The 16,417-nt window shown below is 50.5% G+C and carries 16 protein-coding genes; 10 read left to right on the top strand and 6 right to left on the bottom strand.

Annotated elements, in window-relative coordinates:
- Positions 1-24: 24 nt before the first annotated feature.
- The 3 genes from I8J30_RS04440 to I8J30_RS04430 are packed head-to-tail and all read right to left on the bottom strand — an operon-like array spanning position 25 to position 3,488.
- On the bottom strand, positions 25-1,104 hold the full coding sequence (locus I8J30_RS04440) for a Ger(x)C family spore germination protein (protein ID WP_210655725.1): 1,080 nt from the start codon (positions 1,102-1,104) through the stop codon (positions 25-27).
- Positions 1,105-1,113: 9 nt separating this feature from the next.
- On the bottom strand, positions 1,114-2,172 hold the full coding sequence (locus I8J30_RS04435; RefSeq protein ID WP_210655723.1) for a GerAB/ArcD/ProY family transporter: 1,059 nt from the start codon (positions 2,170-2,172) through the stop codon (positions 1,114-1,116).
- Positions 2,169-3,488 (bottom strand): spore germination protein, encoded by a 1,320-nt coding sequence (locus tag I8J30_RS04430; protein ID WP_210655721.1) that lies wholly within the window; start codon positions 3,486-3,488, stop codon positions 2,169-2,171. Before I8J30_RS04430 ends, I8J30_RS04435 begins: the two co-directional genes overlap by 4 nt.
- 28 nt (positions 3,489-3,516) lie before the next feature.
- Here I8J30_RS04430 and I8J30_RS04425 point away from each other — a divergent pair, with 28 nt between their 5' ends.
- Both I8J30_RS04425 and I8J30_RS04420 read left to right on the top strand, forming a co-directional pair.
- A complete protein-coding gene (locus tag I8J30_RS04425; RefSeq protein ID WP_210655719.1) occupies positions 3,517-3,672 on the top strand; it encodes a hypothetical protein in 156 nt (51 codons plus the stop codon).
- A gap of 89 nt (positions 3,673-3,761) precedes the next feature.
- Complete coding sequence (locus tag I8J30_RS04420; RefSeq protein WP_210655717.1) at positions 3,762-4,550, top strand: YhcN/YlaJ family sporulation lipoprotein; 789 nt, start codon at positions 3,762-3,764, stop codon at positions 4,548-4,550.
- A 77-nt stretch (positions 4,551-4,627) separates the two neighbouring features.
- Here the strand turns inward: I8J30_RS04420 and I8J30_RS04415 are convergent, their stop codons facing one another.
- On the bottom strand, positions 4,628-5,491 hold the full coding sequence (locus I8J30_RS04415) for a helix-turn-helix transcriptional regulator (RefSeq protein WP_210655715.1): 864 nt from the start codon (positions 5,489-5,491) through the stop codon (positions 4,628-4,630).
- A 181-nt stretch (positions 5,492-5,672) separates the two neighbouring features.
- Here I8J30_RS04415 and I8J30_RS04410 point away from each other — a divergent pair, with 181 nt between their 5' ends.
- From I8J30_RS04410 to glpX, 5 genes are all read left to right on the top strand, one after another.
- Positions 5,673-6,587 (top strand): phytanoyl-CoA dioxygenase family protein, encoded by a 915-nt coding sequence (locus I8J30_RS04410; protein ID WP_210655713.1) that lies wholly within the window; start codon positions 5,673-5,675, stop codon positions 6,585-6,587.
- Between the two features lie 643 nt (positions 6,588-7,230).
- Positions 7,231-7,452, top strand: a complete 222-nt coding sequence (locus tag I8J30_RS04405; protein WP_090641524.1) for a helix-turn-helix domain-containing protein — start codon at positions 7,231-7,233, stop codon at positions 7,450-7,452.
- A 205-nt stretch (positions 7,453-7,657) separates the two neighbouring features.
- Positions 7,658-8,317 (top strand): CBS domain-containing protein, encoded by a 660-nt coding sequence (locus I8J30_RS04400; protein WP_210655711.1) that lies wholly within the window; start codon positions 7,658-7,660, stop codon positions 8,315-8,317.
- Between the two features lie 11 nt (positions 8,318-8,328).
- On the top strand, positions 8,329-9,147 hold the full coding sequence (locus tag I8J30_RS04395; protein WP_210655709.1) for a pyruvate, water dikinase regulatory protein: 819 nt from the start codon (positions 8,329-8,331) through the stop codon (positions 9,145-9,147).
- Between the two features lie 15 nt (positions 9,148-9,162).
- A complete protein-coding gene (gene glpX, locus I8J30_RS04390; RefSeq protein WP_210655706.1) occupies positions 9,163-10,131 on the top strand; it encodes a class II fructose-bisphosphatase in 969 nt (322 codons plus the stop codon).
- Positions 10,132-10,222: 91 nt separating this feature from the next.
- Here glpX and I8J30_RS04385 read toward each other — a convergent pair whose 3' ends face one another.
- Positions 10,223-10,828, bottom strand: a complete 606-nt coding sequence (locus I8J30_RS04385) for a TetR/AcrR family transcriptional regulator (RefSeq protein ID WP_210655704.1) — start codon at positions 10,826-10,828, stop codon at positions 10,223-10,225.
- 227 nt (positions 10,829-11,055) lie between these two features.
- Here I8J30_RS04385 and I8J30_RS04380 point away from each other — a divergent pair, with 227 nt between their 5' ends.
- On the top strand, positions 11,056-12,528 hold the full coding sequence (locus I8J30_RS04380; RefSeq protein ID WP_210655702.1) for a DHA2 family efflux MFS transporter permease subunit: 1,473 nt from the start codon (positions 11,056-11,058) through the stop codon (positions 12,526-12,528).
- A gap of 90 nt (positions 12,529-12,618) precedes the next feature.
- On the opposite strand, the gene glsA is transcribed toward I8J30_RS04380, so the two are convergent.
- Positions 12,619-13,557, bottom strand: a complete 939-nt coding sequence (glsA, locus tag I8J30_RS04375) for a glutaminase A (protein ID WP_210655700.1) — start codon at positions 13,555-13,557, stop codon at positions 12,619-12,621.
- A gap of 158 nt (positions 13,558-13,715) precedes the next feature.
- On the opposite strand from glsA, the gene I8J30_RS04370 reads away from it, so the two are divergent.
- Entirely contained in the window at positions 13,716-14,390 is a 675-nt protein-coding gene (locus I8J30_RS04370) for a tetratricopeptide repeat protein (protein ID WP_210655698.1), read from the top strand.
- Positions 14,391-14,560: 170 nt separating this feature from the next.
- Positions 14,561-16,309 (top strand): sensor histidine kinase, encoded by a 1,749-nt coding sequence (locus I8J30_RS04365; protein ID WP_210655696.1) that lies wholly within the window; start codon positions 14,561-14,563, stop codon positions 16,307-16,309.
- Positions 16,310-16,417: the final 108 nt, after the last annotated feature.

Genomic DNA, 16,417 nt, shown 5'->3' with positions numbered 1-16,417 from the left:
CTGTCCCTCTGGGACAGCCCTTACTCATTCCTCTTGCTCTAAATTTCCGAAATTGTTGATGACTACTTTTACCTTATAATTCACTTTCAGCTTCGGATAAAAGTCGCTTCGCCAACGCTTCAGATCATCGAGCGGAAGCTTGCTTCTAAAGTGATTGCCTAAACCAAGGGGATCGCTCTTGTATTTCTGCAGCTTGGCAGTTAGCCGTGTCAGCTGCTCGGTCATATACGATTCCATTTCCTTGGTTAATTCACCTTCGGAGGCATCCTTTCTGCTTTCAGTGACGGCAGCTTTTACGAAGAGCTTACCGTCTAAAACAGGCCCTTCTTTAGTTAATCGAGCTTTCCATTTCGTTTTAGCGCTTAGAATCATCAGATTTGCACTCTTTAGAACCTCGATCGCAGCACCATGATAACGGTTTGTAACCACGTTAGCGAACAGGGTCTCTTCCTTCCCAAGGCGCCCCACCATCTTTCCTTCTCGCATAACGGCAGATCCGGGAAAGACAAGCACCGTTTCCTTACCTGGACGAATAATGGGGATAATCACGTCTTCTGTATAGGATTTCGTTGATTCATAGGCTTCCCATAGTTTGGTTTTGGCTGTTTTAGGTGTCCAGCCGGCCGCTTTATTGGAGTATTTAAAAAAAGTCGTCACGTCGGATTGAATGGCATGATTCGTATTGGTAAACAGCTCCTTCATGTTTGCGTCTGTAATGGCTACTAATGATCGTGGCGGAATTCCTCTCGTTCTGATGGCATTATTGAATTGATCCTCCAGCCCTTCAACAGCAACCGATTCATGAAAGACGACCATCTCGATATCTAACATATCGATGTAATTCTCGATATTGATTCTCATATTATCGAAGGCTGAACTGACCGAACTGGATTCTTGCGAGATCGTCTTGATCGAAAATGCTTTTTCGGCAGGAATAGGAATCTGCAAGGTGATTTCGAATGCTTGAGACTCGCCTTTCGCAACACCAACGATAATGGGCATGGTTCGAAGATTGATATCATGGCTGTCCCAACATCCGCTCAGCAGCAGTACGCAGGAGAGGCATACGAGAATATTTGCTGTTTTACAACGACGTAACATCATCGAGTCGGGTCATCTCCTATGCCGCGCTTGTCTTCGGTAGTAAGCTCCGGCTATCGCTATCGCCAGCACTAGCCCAAATCGGGCAGGGGCTCCCCATTCTGACAATTTTTCCAGATCCCCCATATTAACGATTAGCAGTGCCAATATAAGGACCAGCACGGATACCGTGATTGGATTCGTCATCCATTTGGTTAACCTCGATGAACGACTGGCCATTGCCCGGGTGAGCCAGAGAAGCCCCGTGACGTTCATAAGTGTGCTAAGTAAGACAGCCATCACATAGAACAAGGAGAGCCGGTCAAAGAAAAACCAATTTACCCTGATGGAATCCAAGACAATAATCAGCGGATATCGCAGCGGCGCTGCGCCTTCATGCCCGAACATGCCAAGCGGGATATAAACGATAATCAAATAAAAGAACAACGAAACGCTCCAAGCTCCCCAGAGCCAGCGCTTGGAGACGTTGGAGAGCGGACCAAAAAAACCGATTACACCGATCGTATGAGAGAAGATAAAGAACAAAGGCAATATTTTCGCTTCCCCCAAGAACGAGAATGTCGGTACGAGCGGACTAATCATGTTTAGCGATAGATTGCCATACGTACTCGCGAGGCTAATGATGATGAGTGGAAGTCCAAATATTCCTACAAGAATGGAGAGACGCAATAACGAATTTCGCCCGGCATACGAAATACACAACGACGAGAAGAGCAGGAGCGCCATTAACACCCAGATCGGCGTATTCGGAAGAAATAACATTTTGAGCAATTGGGAGTGGCCGCGAATGATGATCGTGATGACCAGAACGTTGCTGATGGTTATCAGCCATAGCCAGATGAATCGGGATATTGCTTTCGTTTGTAAGAAACACAGCAGCAGATCCTCTTTGCTTTCCTTAAATCCCCCTATGAGCAAGCGAAGCAAGACGCCTTGGAGCAGCCATCCAAGCACGACTGTCAACCAATGACCGGAGGGTTGGGACTGGATAATGCTCTGGGGGAAAATAAACATGAGCAGACCATATTGAAGCACGATAAATAAAGCGGCGATCGAGATGCCTTGCTTCATCGATTCGTTTTCCCTCCCCTCGGAGCTGTGGTAGGCATAAACGGCTTGCTGAGTATCGTGACATTGCTTATTAGGGAGAGCAGTAAAAATAAACCGCAAACGATGCCGAGAGGGCCGAACAAGGCGGCAAAAAACAGCATGATATATCGCCACAGTCGAACCGTCAGCGCAAATTGATAGCCAATGATCGTGAAGTTGGCGATTGTAGAGGCGGCAAGCACGATGATCAGCAAGTTGCTGACCAGCTGCGCTTCGACAACCGCTTGTCCGAGGATGATCCCGCCTACCATCGTCATGGCCGGGCCGATGCTCTTGGGCAATCGGACGATAGCTTCGAGGAGCATCTCAATAATAAAGAGCAGGATGAGCGCTTCCGTTAACGATGGATAAGGAACGCCTACACGGCTTCGGGCAATGGAATAAATCAATTCCAGCTTCATGACGTCCGGATTGATGGAAACTAATGCGACATAAGCGGCAGGAGCGATTATGGCGATGAGCGCGCCGAGGACGCGGAAGAAAATGATCATGACGGAAAGAGCGGAAGGCAAGTCCAGATCTGTATCTAAGATAAACAAGTCGGCAAGATGTACGGGAATGATGATCGCTTCCGGGTAACCCTCGATCAGCAGCGCAATCCGGCCTTGTTTGAGATAGTGGCAGGCTTCATGAGGCGACTCCGTTCTGTTATAGCATGGGAGCGGGCTCCATAACGGCTGCTGGCGAAGCCATTTTGCTACTTGGCGAGTAGAGGTGAAGTCTTCGTTTGCATGAGCACGAATGGCTGCCTCGCAATCCGCGAGCAGAGCGGCATCGACTGTATTATCTAGCGATAGAATGAGCATGCGCTGCTTATGTGTAGAGCCGACGAGCACAAGCGATTGCTTCAGATGTGCGGAACGAAGCTCATTTCGGATCAAGCCCACGTTCGTCATCATATCTTCGATGAAGCCGGTTTGCGATGAGATAAGGATATTTTGATTGTTCGGCGAATTAATCGATCGGTTCAAATTCTGAGATAAGGGCTGTACCCAAATGGCCTCCGAGCGGTTGGCGGTAAAGAGAAGGGCACGTCCTTCCAAAAGACCTTGAACATGGTCCCCTGCCTTCGCCGCTTCTTCACCGCCAAGCGTCCACTTCAGCTGTTCCCATGTATAGGACTCGGCAGAAGCGGTTTCCTTGATCCGCCAGACGGTTGCCGCGACATCAACGAGGCTCGAAAGTGCGAAGAGTTCAACATGCTTGCCGCCGAGCACAATATGCTGATGTTGAAAATCGGGACTCTTCCCGAGTTTTTCGATGACATGTTCCACCATAACCCACCACCTGTGGGTAGTATTGGCAATGCATATCGAAATTATGAGAGGACTTGGTCTGAGCATTCAGCAAGGCTGGCATTCGTTGAAAGGGCTCGACCTGCGAATCGGTCATCATCATGGGCAGGCGGTAACGGTTGGCATGAACGGTGAAATGATTATTTTAGCGCAGACAGCCCCCTAAAAACTTGCCAGCATAGCTCATCCACGTTCGGCTAACCCTATAAACGGGCCGCATCAATTCGGTTCAGACGAAACGGAGGATGAGATGGAATGCAGCGAAAATTGGCAGTGCTCGCAGCCGGCGCGATGTTGACGACGATACTGACAGGCTGTATGGATAACCAAGGTGACCTTGGTAACCGCAACATCCGAAATAACAGTATCGCTTATGACATGAATGGCAACCGAATCATCAATTCCCGGTTTGCAAACGATCAAATGAATGAAATGAATCGTGTGGACGGACACCGATTAAACAGCAATAATATTATCGGTCTTCACAAAAACTACAGGCTGGAAATGAGCCAGGACATTTCCGATCGGCTCGAACGTCTGCCTGAAGTGAATAAAGCATATGTGATGCTGACGGAGGACAACGCCTATGTTGGCGTTTCGCTGAACGATAAGTCGGAGATGAAGGGGACTGGCACTCGTGCGATGAATATTCCTTCTGCACCGACTCCACTCAGCCGTACGCAGCGAGCGTATCAGCGTCCAAACCTTAATACAGGAACTATGGATACGAAGATCAGCGCGATTGCTACCGGTCCGAACATGCTGAGGGTGTATAATTCAAACCCGGCTCCAACGGTACCTAGTGCTCCGAGTCGGACGACGCGGGATGCGGACGTGGCGGGCAGCCTGAAAGACCGGATTGCCAATGAAGTGAAACAGATGGCGCCGCAAATCAAGAATGTCTACGTCTCGGCGAATCCGGATTTCTTCGACCGCATGGACGCGTACATGAGTGATGTGAAGCTCGGCCATCCGATTCAAGGCTTCATCGCTGAATTTAATGCGATGGTGGACCGCGTTTTCCCGCATCGGTCCGGATCTTAAGTCTTAGTTACTTTGAGCTTTTAGGGGCAGCCGATTCACGTTCTCCGACGTGAATTGGCTGTTCTTCATGAAGCTGATTAAGTCACGATGGAGGAGCAGAATTGGCTGAAGCTTGTGCCCATCTTGCTCTTGAACATCCGTCCGAATGTATGCACATCCGCATAACCTACGGCATTGGCGATTTCGCCAATCGACATGTTCGTTTGAATGGCGAGCTCCTTGGCTCGTTCAATGCGAACGCGCGTTAAATACTCGAACGGCGTTATGCCAAAAGCATGACGGAATTTAATGATGATGTAATTGCGGCTGAGTCCTGACATGGCCTCCAGTTCGCTGTGTTGAATGTTCTCATTGAATCGATTGGCAATGTAATTTCGAATGAGCACCATTTTGGTTTTAATCTTCTGCTGGCCCTCCGTCTTCGTCTCCTGCTCCTGCTTGATTCCCGACAAATCGGCCAGAATGCTCATCAGCAGTCCTTGACATTGCGTATGATGCGCCAAGCCGGGCTGATGGTAATGGGTGATCAGCTGCGTGAGCTTCTTCTCAATATCATGCCCTGCGAAATTGCCCAAATACCGTTCCTCGCCGAGCATTCGCTCAACCGGGTAGTTCGTCTCTCCGAAGTCGAAGAGAATGGAGATGCAAATATACTTTTCCCCTGGGATGGTATGGACTTCATGAGCCTGCGACGGGGAGTGGTAGATCAGATCGCCGCGACGAGTAATGTACGTTCGATCCTCAATCCGATATTCGGCGGCACCTTCGACCACATATTGAAACTGATAATTGTTCAGCATTCGTCTTGCGATATTCCAATGCTGCGGCGCGTGAAACAGATGGGCAAGCGTGATATAAGGGGGATGAAAATACAAACCCGCAACGTGTTCGGGCAGTGCGTGATGGTAGAAGGGAATTTTAGGCGGCGGCACATTCATCATACGGGTCAGGGTCACCTCGTTGGCGTTAGAGTAGATGCAGTTGCTGACTATTCCAGTTTACTATCGCAATTTCGTGTGATTTCTGCAACCACTTTGTTACTTTCAACTACATACACCTTCCGTCCATATCCCTTATACTTAGCTCAGAAGCACTCATTAACTATAAGGGAGTGGAATAAGAATGGGCACGATAAATGTGGAAATTCCTTTCGTCGATGCAGCGGCGCAGAACAGTATAACGGAGGAACAGGCGCAGTTTTTCCTGGATAATGGTTTTCTGGTCATTCGGAATGTAATCGTGGGGGAAGAATTGAAACTGGTGCAGTCCGAAATGCAAGCGCTTTATGAGAAAGGGGCTGCAGGCGTAGATGACAACCCGGACTTTATGTATGGGGTTGGTGTGAAATCGGGCCAATCGATCTTTAAGCGTGTCGAATATGTCATCGATAAAAGCGACCCGATGAAGGTGCTGCTCGGTCATCCGTTTATCCTTCGCTCCGTCGAGAAGCTGCAAGGCCGCAACTTCATCGCAACCTGGGATTCCATGGTTCTGAAAGCGCCGAATGAAGGCATTATCGTCCCATGGCATCGCGATGCGGCAGTGCCTGAAGGCTGTACGGATACGCGGCCGATCTTTAACGTGGATTTCTACTTGGATGAAGCGGATTTGCAAACCTGTTTGTGGGTCATCCCGGGAAGCAATAAGTGGAGCAAAGAAGATGCGGACAAACGCTGCAAGCAGCCCGGCTTCACAACGGAGGATGCGATCCCGGTTCCGATGCAGCCTGGCGATGTGATCTTCCACAACATCGAGGTGCTGCATGGCTCACCTGCCGGCGATGGCAATCCGCTGCGCCGCACGGTCTACTACGAATTCCGCCCCGGCGAAATCGAAGCCGAGTTCGGCCCGCACACGCTGGAGTATCTGTCGCTCAAGCAGCATCTGCTGCAGGACTGCATCGAGCGCCGCAAAAACGCATCCTATGCGCAAGGCGAAACGCCTTTTAACTATGAGCCGAACGGCGCATTCGCGATCCGCGCGCCGAAGCCGCCGGCGCAGTATCGTTACGCGCACGAAGTGTACTGGCGCCGATAGGCGCTTGTTATCGGGCCTGCGGCCCGGTCGCGTTTTTCGCGGCCGGGCCGCGATTTTTTTGTTTTGGGTAGTAGCGTGGCGAGTGAGAGTCGGGAAATCCGTCTCTCGCCAACGAAACCGCTGCAATGAGAAGCTGAGAATCGGAAAATCCGCTTCTCACCACTAAAAACGCTGCAAAAGAAGTTGAGAGTCGGGAAAACGTCTCTCAACCCCTACACTAACCCAATTAGCCCCTACACTAGCCTTCGCCGGTGAGCATTCCAAAATGGAACTCTCACCGGCGAAATCACATAAAAAAGCAGTTGAGAGTTCGGAAACGGAACTCTCAGGACCCACCAGCCCTCAACTAACCTTCGCCCATTCGCTGAGCGTTCCAAAATGGAACTATCAGCGTCGAAACCACACAAAAATGCGGTTGAGAGTTAGGAAACACAGCTCTCAGCAATGCATATACCTCCTGCTAAGCAGGTAATTTAACCATATTTCCTTCGAGATTATAGGCATCCGTCATGGAGCGACAAATACCCGCCCATTTTTTCAATATACCGCACCACTACAGGCGCCTGATCATATTATACTTTGACTGTATCCCTTAACCTTGTTAAACCATAAAAACCCGAGCAAGGAGGGGTGACAAACATCAATGGGTAGCGACCAGAAGAGCAAGTTCTTATTAACTCATCGTGAACGCGAGGTTTTCGAGCTGCTTGTGCAGGATAAAACCACAAGGGATATCGCACAGCAACTGTTTATCAGCGAGAAAACTGTTCGAAACCACATCTCCAACGTCATGCAGAAGTTGAACGTTAAAGGTCGTTCACAAGCGGTTGTCGAGCTTATAAAGCTTGGGGAATTAAAGATTTGACGAAAATCACCGCATACCTTGCTCAGCCTTCTGGCAATGCTTCCGAATTTATTCGGAAACGTTTGCGAGAAGGTTTTTTGACGTTTATGACGGGGTTTACCTTACATAAGGAGGCAGGCGCTTATCGTCGAAGCACCATAAATAGCCAAATATATATTGTGTACTAATAAACCAATATGATACATTAATTATCAAATAAGGACGCATGAATGAGGTGGTTGGCATCACGTTAACGGCAAGGCAAGTCGAAATTTTAAAGCTCGTCAAGCTGCATGCGCCGATTACGGGCGATCAGCTGGCGGAGATGCTGGGGACGGGGAAACCGACGCTTCGCGCGGATTTATCGCTGCTTGTGATGCTACGACTCCTGGAGGCCAAGCCGAGAGTGGGGTATTTCCCGGGGACGGCGGCGCAGGGAAGAGAGCAAGTGCTCAAACGGTGGGAAGATGCGTGCGTGAAGGATGTGCAGGGATTGCCGATCAGTGTGGCGGAGACCGCGTCCGTCCATGATGCTGTCATTACTTTATTCATGGGCAATGCCGAGGTGCTCACCGTCGTGGATGAGAATCGTCATTTTGTAGGCGTCGTGACGCCGAAGGATTTGCTCAAAATCACACTGGGCAGCAGCAATGCCGCCTCGATTCCGGTAAGTATGGCGATGTCGCGTCTGCCGGCGATCGCAGCGGTGCAAGCCGATCAACCGTTGATGGACGCGGTGAAGAAGATGCTCGTGCAGGAGCTGGACGGTTTACCGGTCGTTTCAGGTGAAGAACAGCCTGCGAATCGCTATGAGGTCGTTGGGTGGATCAGCAAAACGAATATCCTCCGCTGGATGATGGAGCTGGAATCGGACAGGCAGGGATAAGGAGGCAGGACGTGGGAAGCTCGGGGAAACGTGTGCAGCCGATATATATTTGCTCGGATGCGGTTGGGGAAACGGCGGAAGCGGTCGTGAAGGCGGCGATGCGGCAGTTCGTTTTTGAAGATGTGAAATTAATACGATGCGGCCACATCAAGTCGGAGGACGAAATTGTCCAAATTGCCTTGGAAGCAGCCGGGGCTGGCGGGTTCATCGCCTATACGCTGGTGCAGCCGGAGCTCCGCGAAACGATGAGAGAGGAAGCGCTGCTGAAAGGCGTACGCGCCATTGATGTACTGGGACCGATGATGCAAGCTTTTATCGATACGTTCAATGATTCGCCGAAACGTCAACCGGGCCTGCTCCACACGCTCGATGATGATTATTACCGCCGCATTGAAGCGATTGAATTCGCCGTAAAATATGACGACGGCAAGGATACGAAAGGGCTGCTGCTTGCAGAAGTCGTCATCATCGGCGTATCCCGCACCTCAAAAACGCCGCTTAGCATCTATCTCGCTCATAAAGGCATTCGAGTCGCGAATTTGCCGCTCGTGCCGGAAGTGAAAGCACCGCAGGAGCTCTATCAAGGTAAACGTCTTATCGTCGGGTTAACGATGCAGCCGAAGAAGCTTTCAGGAATAAGAACCGAACGGCTTAAAGCAATGGGACTTCCCTTCTCCGCGAAATACGCATCCGCAGAACGCATAGATGCAGAGCTCGTCTACGCGCATTCCATCATGAAATCGTTAAATTGTCCGGTCATCGATGTTACGGAGAAAGCGATTGAAGAAACAGCGGGCATCATTATTGGTTGGCTGCAGCAGGCAAACTGAGGAGGCAGATGTACGATGGAACGGGAACTGGCGCTTGAAATTGTACGGGTAACGGAGCTGGCAGCCCTTGCTGCAGCTCCTTGGATGGGCAGAGGAGATAAGCACCGCGCCGATGAAGCAGCGACGAATGCGATGCGGGGCATGCTGGATTCCGTCTCGATTCGAGGGACGGTTGTCATCGGAGAAGGAGAGATGGACGAGGCCCCGATGCTCTACATCGGTGAAGTCGTCGGCAGCCTCCAAGGACCGGAGGTAGATGTGGCGGTCGATCCGCTGGAAGGAACGGAGCTTGTCGCGAGAGGACTCAACAATGCGATGGCCGTCATCGCGGTAGCGCCGAAAGGTCGGCTGCTGCACGCACCGGATATGTACATGGAGAAGCTTGCCGTTGGACCGGCGTTAGCCGGGAAACTGCGGCTGGAGGATCCGATCCGCACGACCGTGGAGAAAGCGGCGCTTGCCCTTCACAAACAAGTATCGGATCTAACCGTTATGCTCCTGGATCGCGCGCGCCACGCGGAGCTGATTCGCTCGCTTCGAGAAGTCGGCGTACGCATCAAATTTCTGTCCGACGGCGACGTTGCGGGAGCGATTGCCCCGGCTTTCCCTGAAGCCGGCATTGACCTCTATGTCGGCTCCGGAGGCGCGCCGGAAGGCGTGCTTGCCGCAGCCGCGCTGAAATGTCTCGGCGGCGAAATTCAAGGCCGGCTCATGCCCCTGAACGAGGAGCAGGAGCAGCGGTGCAGGGCGATGGGACTCTCCGACCCGCGCAAGCTGCTGCGGATGGAAGATATGATCGGCAATGACGATGTTATTTTCGCAGCAACGGGTGTTACGCCCGGTGAGTTTCTCGGCGGTGTCTCCATGCTGCCGGATCAACGCGCCGAAACCCATTCCATCGTGATGCGAGTGAAAACACGCACCATTCGCTACATCAAGTCCCAGCATTATTTGCCGAACAAGCCGATATTAGGCCAGCTTTAGCTGGGAACCATGCAACCAAATAAAGGACGCCGACGAGCAAACCCTTTACCTACAAGGGATTGGCTCATCAGCGTCCTTTTTGGCGCCTGCATTATCGTCCGAGAAATAGGCTACTGTAATAAGAAATATACTTCGCCTTCATTTGTTCCGTTGTCTGTCCGCGATCGTCGGTAAAGAAGAGGAACGCAATCGGACTCATGGAAATCGTGATATGGAAGGCTGCGAATTCGGTATCCACGTTGGGTGCCAAGCCTGCCGCAACAGCCTCATCAAGTAAATTCTTTAGAACGCCTGTCACAAATTGAAAAGGCGGTGAGTTGAGCATGTTTTCCCGATCGTCGGAACACCATGCATCCGGTTGAATGGCATTAAACCATTGCATTTCCGTTGCGATAAAATCAATCCAGCGCGATAAGAACGTTTCCATTCGCTCCCGTACAGGCAGCTGCGCCTCCAGCGCAAGATAAGCGGAAATATTGGCTGCAAATCGCTCGAAGCGATCCGTGAGAAGTTCCATGCAAAGCTCGGCCTTAGAAGAATATCGTCTATACAATGTACCTTGCCCGACGCCTGCGCACTTGGCAATCTGATGCATGCTGACGCTTTCCACACCATGTTCATGAAACAGCTGGGAGGCTGTATCGAGTATAAGCTCGCGATGTCTGGCGGCGTCCTTGCGTTCGCTCCGTTGCTGCATATGCCATGAACCTCCTGAAATTGAAAAAAGTTCACATTGTCTTTCATTGACAATGCGCGTAGCGTTAGGTAAGCTGTATTTAAAGCGGACAATTGTCCATTTATAAAAAACCGAGATGTTCCGATGCAGGTTCGATGCCTTTATTGTACTCCTCTCCCTAGGAAGGGTCAATGCAAGTGCAAGGATCAGAAGGAGCATAGGGCGGGTAAAGGGAGCTGGAGAGTACGATGTCTGCACAAGCAACATCTGCTGCAAAGAGCGAAGAGCCGTTTTCCATTCGGAAAATATTAGGGCCGCTGGCAGCAATTATTATCGGTATTTTCATGGTCGTGCTGGACGGAACAGCCGTTAACGTGGCGCTTCCGGGTTTGCTTCAAGAGTTTAACACGACGTACCAGGTTGTATCCTGGACAGTTACGGGGTATGCACTGGCACAAGCAGCGGTCATCCCGCTTGCGGGTTGGTTGTCTGACCGTTTCGGAGCGAAGCAAGTATTTCTTATTTCCGTATTTCTGTTTACGGTAGGATCACTGCTTTGCGCATTGGCAACATCCGTTGAAACCTTGATTATTTTCCGTATCGTTCAAGGTGTCGGCGGAGGTATGGTGCTTCCGGTCGCGATGGCGTTCATTTATCGCCTTAGCCCGCCGGAGAAGGTTGGCGCAGTAATGGGCATGATGGGGATTCCGATCCTTCTTGCTCCGGCGCTTGGACCCGTACTTGCAGGGTACCTGGTTGACTATGTCAGCTGGAAATGGTTGTTCCTGATTAACATTCCAATCGGTGCATTTGGCGTCTACCTGGGTATTCGCTCCTTGCCGCGCATCGAGCGTCAAGCTGTAGCTGCACTGGATAAGCTTGGCTTCCTATTGGCGCCGATCGCTTTCGCCGGTCTTTCGTACGGTGTTAGCGAAGGCGCAACAAGCTGGACGGCATCGAAGACGATTATCGGCATTGTCGTTGGGGCAGTAGCACTTATCTTGTTCGTTATCGTTGAACTTCGTCGTAAAGATCCGCTTCTCGAGCTTCGTGTCTTCCGTTCGATGGACTTCACGAAAGGGATTGTCGTGCAATGGATTTCCCAAATCGCCTTGTTTGGCACGATGTTCCTAGTTCCGTTGTTCTTGCAGCAAGCACAGCATTACACCGCATTCGATACAGGACTCATTATGCTTCCGCAAGCCATCGCCGCGGGTTTGTTCATGCCAATCGGCGGTATGCTCTACGATAAGATTGGCGCGAGACCGCTTGTATTCGTAGGCATGCTGATCGTTACGATCGCTGCTTACATTCTCTCTCATGTTGATGCGTCTTCAGGCAAAATGATGATTATGGGGCCGCTGGCCTTGCTCGGAGCAGGCATGGGGATGTCGATGATGCCGCTTAACACGCATCTGATGCAATCCGCGCCGCGTGATCTCGTCAGCCGCGTAACTTCCCTGACGAATGCAGCGCAGCAAGTCATGACCTCGTTCGCAGTGGCAGGCTTGGCAACGATTCTTGCGAAACGCATGGTGTTCTACGGACCGACAGCGAAGAGCGAGCTTGAAGCTTATTCGCTCTCCTTCGGCGATACGTTCCTCATCTTGACGTTCATTGCAGTCTTCGGCGCTATCCTGGGCTTGATGCTTCGCAAACCGGCACCGATTGCCGGTGAAGAAGGCGGCAAACAACCGGAAATGATGATGCACGTAGGTTAAATTGCATCACTCATCACATTTGCTACAATTAGAAAGAGGCTGAACCGGTGGGAACCCACCAAGTTCAGCCTCTTCTTTTATTCCAACGGATCAGAAAATTCGCCAATCGAGCGCCGTCGACATCGTTTCCAGCAAATGGACACCGGCCGTGCTGTTTCCTTTGGCGCCAAGAGCCGGTCCGATGACACCGATGCCATACCGGCCGGGAACTAAGGCGAGTATGCCGCCCGAAACGCCGCTCTTCGCCGGAATGCCGACTTTTATCGCGAATTCGCCGGATGCGTTGTACATGCCGCACATAATCATGAATGTTTTGGCGATTTGAACATAACGTTTCGGCACGAGCTGTCGGCCGACCAGCGGGTCGAAGCCGTCGAATGCGAGCAGCAGCGCCATTCGTGCGAGCTGATTGCAGCTGACCTCGACGGAGCAATGCCGGAAGTAGACGCGGAGCACATCTTCGACATCAATTTCTTCGCCAAGCACTTCGTTATCCTTGAGGAAATAAGCGAGTGAGCGATTCCGATGTGCGGTTGCGGATTCGGAACGGAAGACATCTTCGTTAACGGACAATGTCGCACCGCCTGCCGCTTCATTAAAGAAGGACAGGATGCGCTCTGTCTTCGCTGCCGGGGTATCTCCGTGAATCAATGAACTGATCGCGATTGCCCCGGCATTAATAAGCGGATTAAACGGCTTGCCCGGTTCCACAAGCTCAAGCTTGAGCATCGAATTGAAGTCGTCGCCGGTCGGCTCCATGCCAACCTTGGCAAACACGCCGTCCTCTCCGTTATCCATAAGAGCCAGGAGAAGGGTGAACACCTTCGAAATACTCTGCATCGTAAAAGGAAAATCAGTCTCTCCGGCGCTAAAGGTCTCCCCGCCGGCACCCATAATCGTAACTCCGAGCGCATCCGCAGGTGCCTTGGCGAGCTCCGGAATATAGGAGGCCACTTGTCCTTCACTTGCATGCAGCCGGCTTGCCTGTACCCATAACGGCAGCGTTTCTCGCAATTGCTCCATCATCATAGTCGCCTCATCCTATTTGCTGTCCTTTTCTACTTCATAGTGTACGGCTCTCCGGAGTTGCTCTGCAAGAGGAAAAAGAATTCCCACTATCTGAGAGCCACGCCAATCGTGTACAATGATGACAGCAATCATCCTTATTATAGGTAGCAGGAGGCATTATGGTTAAAATCCTACTTTTCGGCTTATTATGGTGGCTGACGGGCAGTCCGTTTCTTGCTGTTCTTGTCCTTCTGGCCCTGCTTTATGTACTGGATCGCAGATTTATCGGACTCACGCCGAGTTTCGTGAAGCCGCTGCGCAGATTCGGTACCATCAGACGACTGCGTCAGCAAATCCTCATGAATCCAAACGATATACCGGCCAAACACGAGCTCGCGCGACTGCTAATAGAACGCAAGCGATATAAAGAAGCGAAGGAATGGCTCATGCCGCTGCAGGATGCACTGGAGCATTCCGCGGAATTCTGGGATGATCTGGGCGCCTGTCTAAGTCATCTCGGTGAAACGGATGCGGCGGAAGCCGCAATCGGGAATGCACTTTCGATCAATCCGAGAGTCAAATACGGAACTCCGTATTTGCGGTTAGCCGGAATTTATGCCAAAACAAATCCGGAGAAGGCAATCGGGCATTTGCAATCCTTCCGCGCCATTCATTCTTCTTCCATCGAAGCCTACTATAAGCTGGCTCTGCTCTATTCCCAGCTGGGTAGAGCGGAGGATGCGAAGCAAACGCTGGTGGAATGCGGGACACTGTACCGAGCTTTGCCCCGATATAAGAAACGCCAAGAGCGCAAATGGGCGCTTCTGGCCTTTTTTAAAAGACTTTCATCCTAGAAAAGAAGCGGTTTCAGCATTGGTTAATAGGTGCTGAGTCGCTTTTTTTCGTCAAAAACCCCCAAAATTAGCACGTTACACCCATTAATGTTCAATTCTTTCATTGTCACTCTCTATGAAATCGTACATAATTGAGAGAAATATCGAAATTGATCGGAGAGTCTGTCGAAATGCGGCGTAATGCGTGGCTTCTTGCCATCTTGTTGATCGCACTATTACTTGGTGTCAATAATACAATTTACTATTTTACAACCAAGGATTCACTGGAAGACAGCCTCGAGCATGAAATGGAATCGGTTGCAAAACAGATTGAAATCTCCATTGAGCTATCCCGGGGCGGCGCAGAGAAATATCAAGAGCAAATCGGACGCGAGCTTCGTGCTGTCTCGATTGCGACTCAATTCGCTCTTAGTCCGGATGTCGAGAAAGTATCCAACTCGCAGTTGGCAGAGCTTTCCAAGAAGCTTGATATGGTTGGCATTACGCTGCTCAAACGAACCAAAGACAATATCATCTTGTATAAATCGTCCAGCCCGAAACAACTCGGCTACAAGACGAATACATGGAAACCTTGGTATCAGGCGTTTAACCAACTGTTCGACGAACACAAGGTTACGATTGACTGGGGCCAGCACTTGACGAATTTCTGGACGGGGCCGTTTGAGTTTGCCACGACGGATACGAGCTCCATTCAAAAATGGGGTTACTATTACGACGGAACAACCAACTATATGATCGATCCTTATATCAGCTATGACAGCAGGCAGCATGCTTATGATGATGCAACCGGTGTCGATAAACTGATCTCGCAAACGCTCAAAGAGAATAAATCGCTAAGCGAAATTACGATCATTAATCCGGAAACCTTCGGCGACGGTGAGAGAACGACCATTACCGATAATGGCGAGGTTCTTCAGCATATGACGCAAAATCCGATCATTAATGGAACTTATAAGTATGAGGATCCTGATGATTTGGCAAACGTCAAGCTGGCGAATGAGAAGAACATCAAGGTCTATCAGAATGATGTCATCAACGGTAAGCATGTGATCAAGCTGTTTATACCGGTCGATATCACGAATAAAGTAGCCAGCATGCTGGATGAGAATGGCGAACCGCTAAACCGTTATGTCATCTCGCTTGTATCGGATTACGCGACCATTCAGCGTACATTGGACAAGCAATTTGTGAATATTGCGATTATTATCGGCGTTGTAACGGCAATTAGCTTGATCTTGGTTTACCTGTTCGTCACTGCTTATCGGAAGTCGCAGGACAAATTGGTTCGCAAAGCGCAAGAAACGTATTTGGATGAAATTAACGGACTGTTCCAGTCGATTCGCTCCCAGCGGCATGATTTCGCCAACCATGTACAGACCATTCATGCGCTTGCAAAGCTTGGCAAGACGGACGAATTGAAGTCTTACACGGCAGAATTGACCGGCGAGATTCGGGAATTAAACGATATTATCGATATCGGCAATCCGGCGATCGCTGCGCTGATTCGAGCGAAAGGCTTGCAGGCTGAGGTGCTCAAGGTGGCATTCAAGGCGGATTTCAAAGACATCAATAAGCTGGAGCTTGGGATGAAGTCACTGGATATGACAAGGCTGCTTGGCAATCTTATCGATAATGCGTTTGATGAGGTGCTCAATTATGCGGAGGATCAACGTTCGGTCCACATCGCGGCTTGTCAGAAGACCGGATATTATGAGTTTGCCGTAAGCAATACCTGTCTGCGAGCAGCCGAGCTTGAGAATAAACCGTTATTCCAAGCGGGTTACACGTCCAAGAAGGGCAGCCATTCCGGACTTGGCTTACACATCGTGAAGTCCATCGTGGAGAAGTACAAAGGTGGCATCAATCTAGCCATTAATGAACCGAATACGGTGACTTTTATCGTGAAAGTGCCTTATTAAGATCGATGCTTTTGAACATGATACAAAGCCTCTTGCTCGGACTTGCCGGTCCGGACAAGGGGCTTTTATTATTATCTCTTCCGGTCTGTCCCGGTTCAAAGCGAAATC

It is taken from the genome of Paenibacillus lignilyticus (assembly GCF_017942085.1).
GTDB classification, from domain to species: domain Bacteria; phylum Bacillota; class Bacilli; order Paenibacillales; family Paenibacillaceae; genus Paenibacillus_Z; species Paenibacillus_Z lignilyticus.
This window is presented reverse-complemented; position numbering and strand designations above follow the sequence as displayed.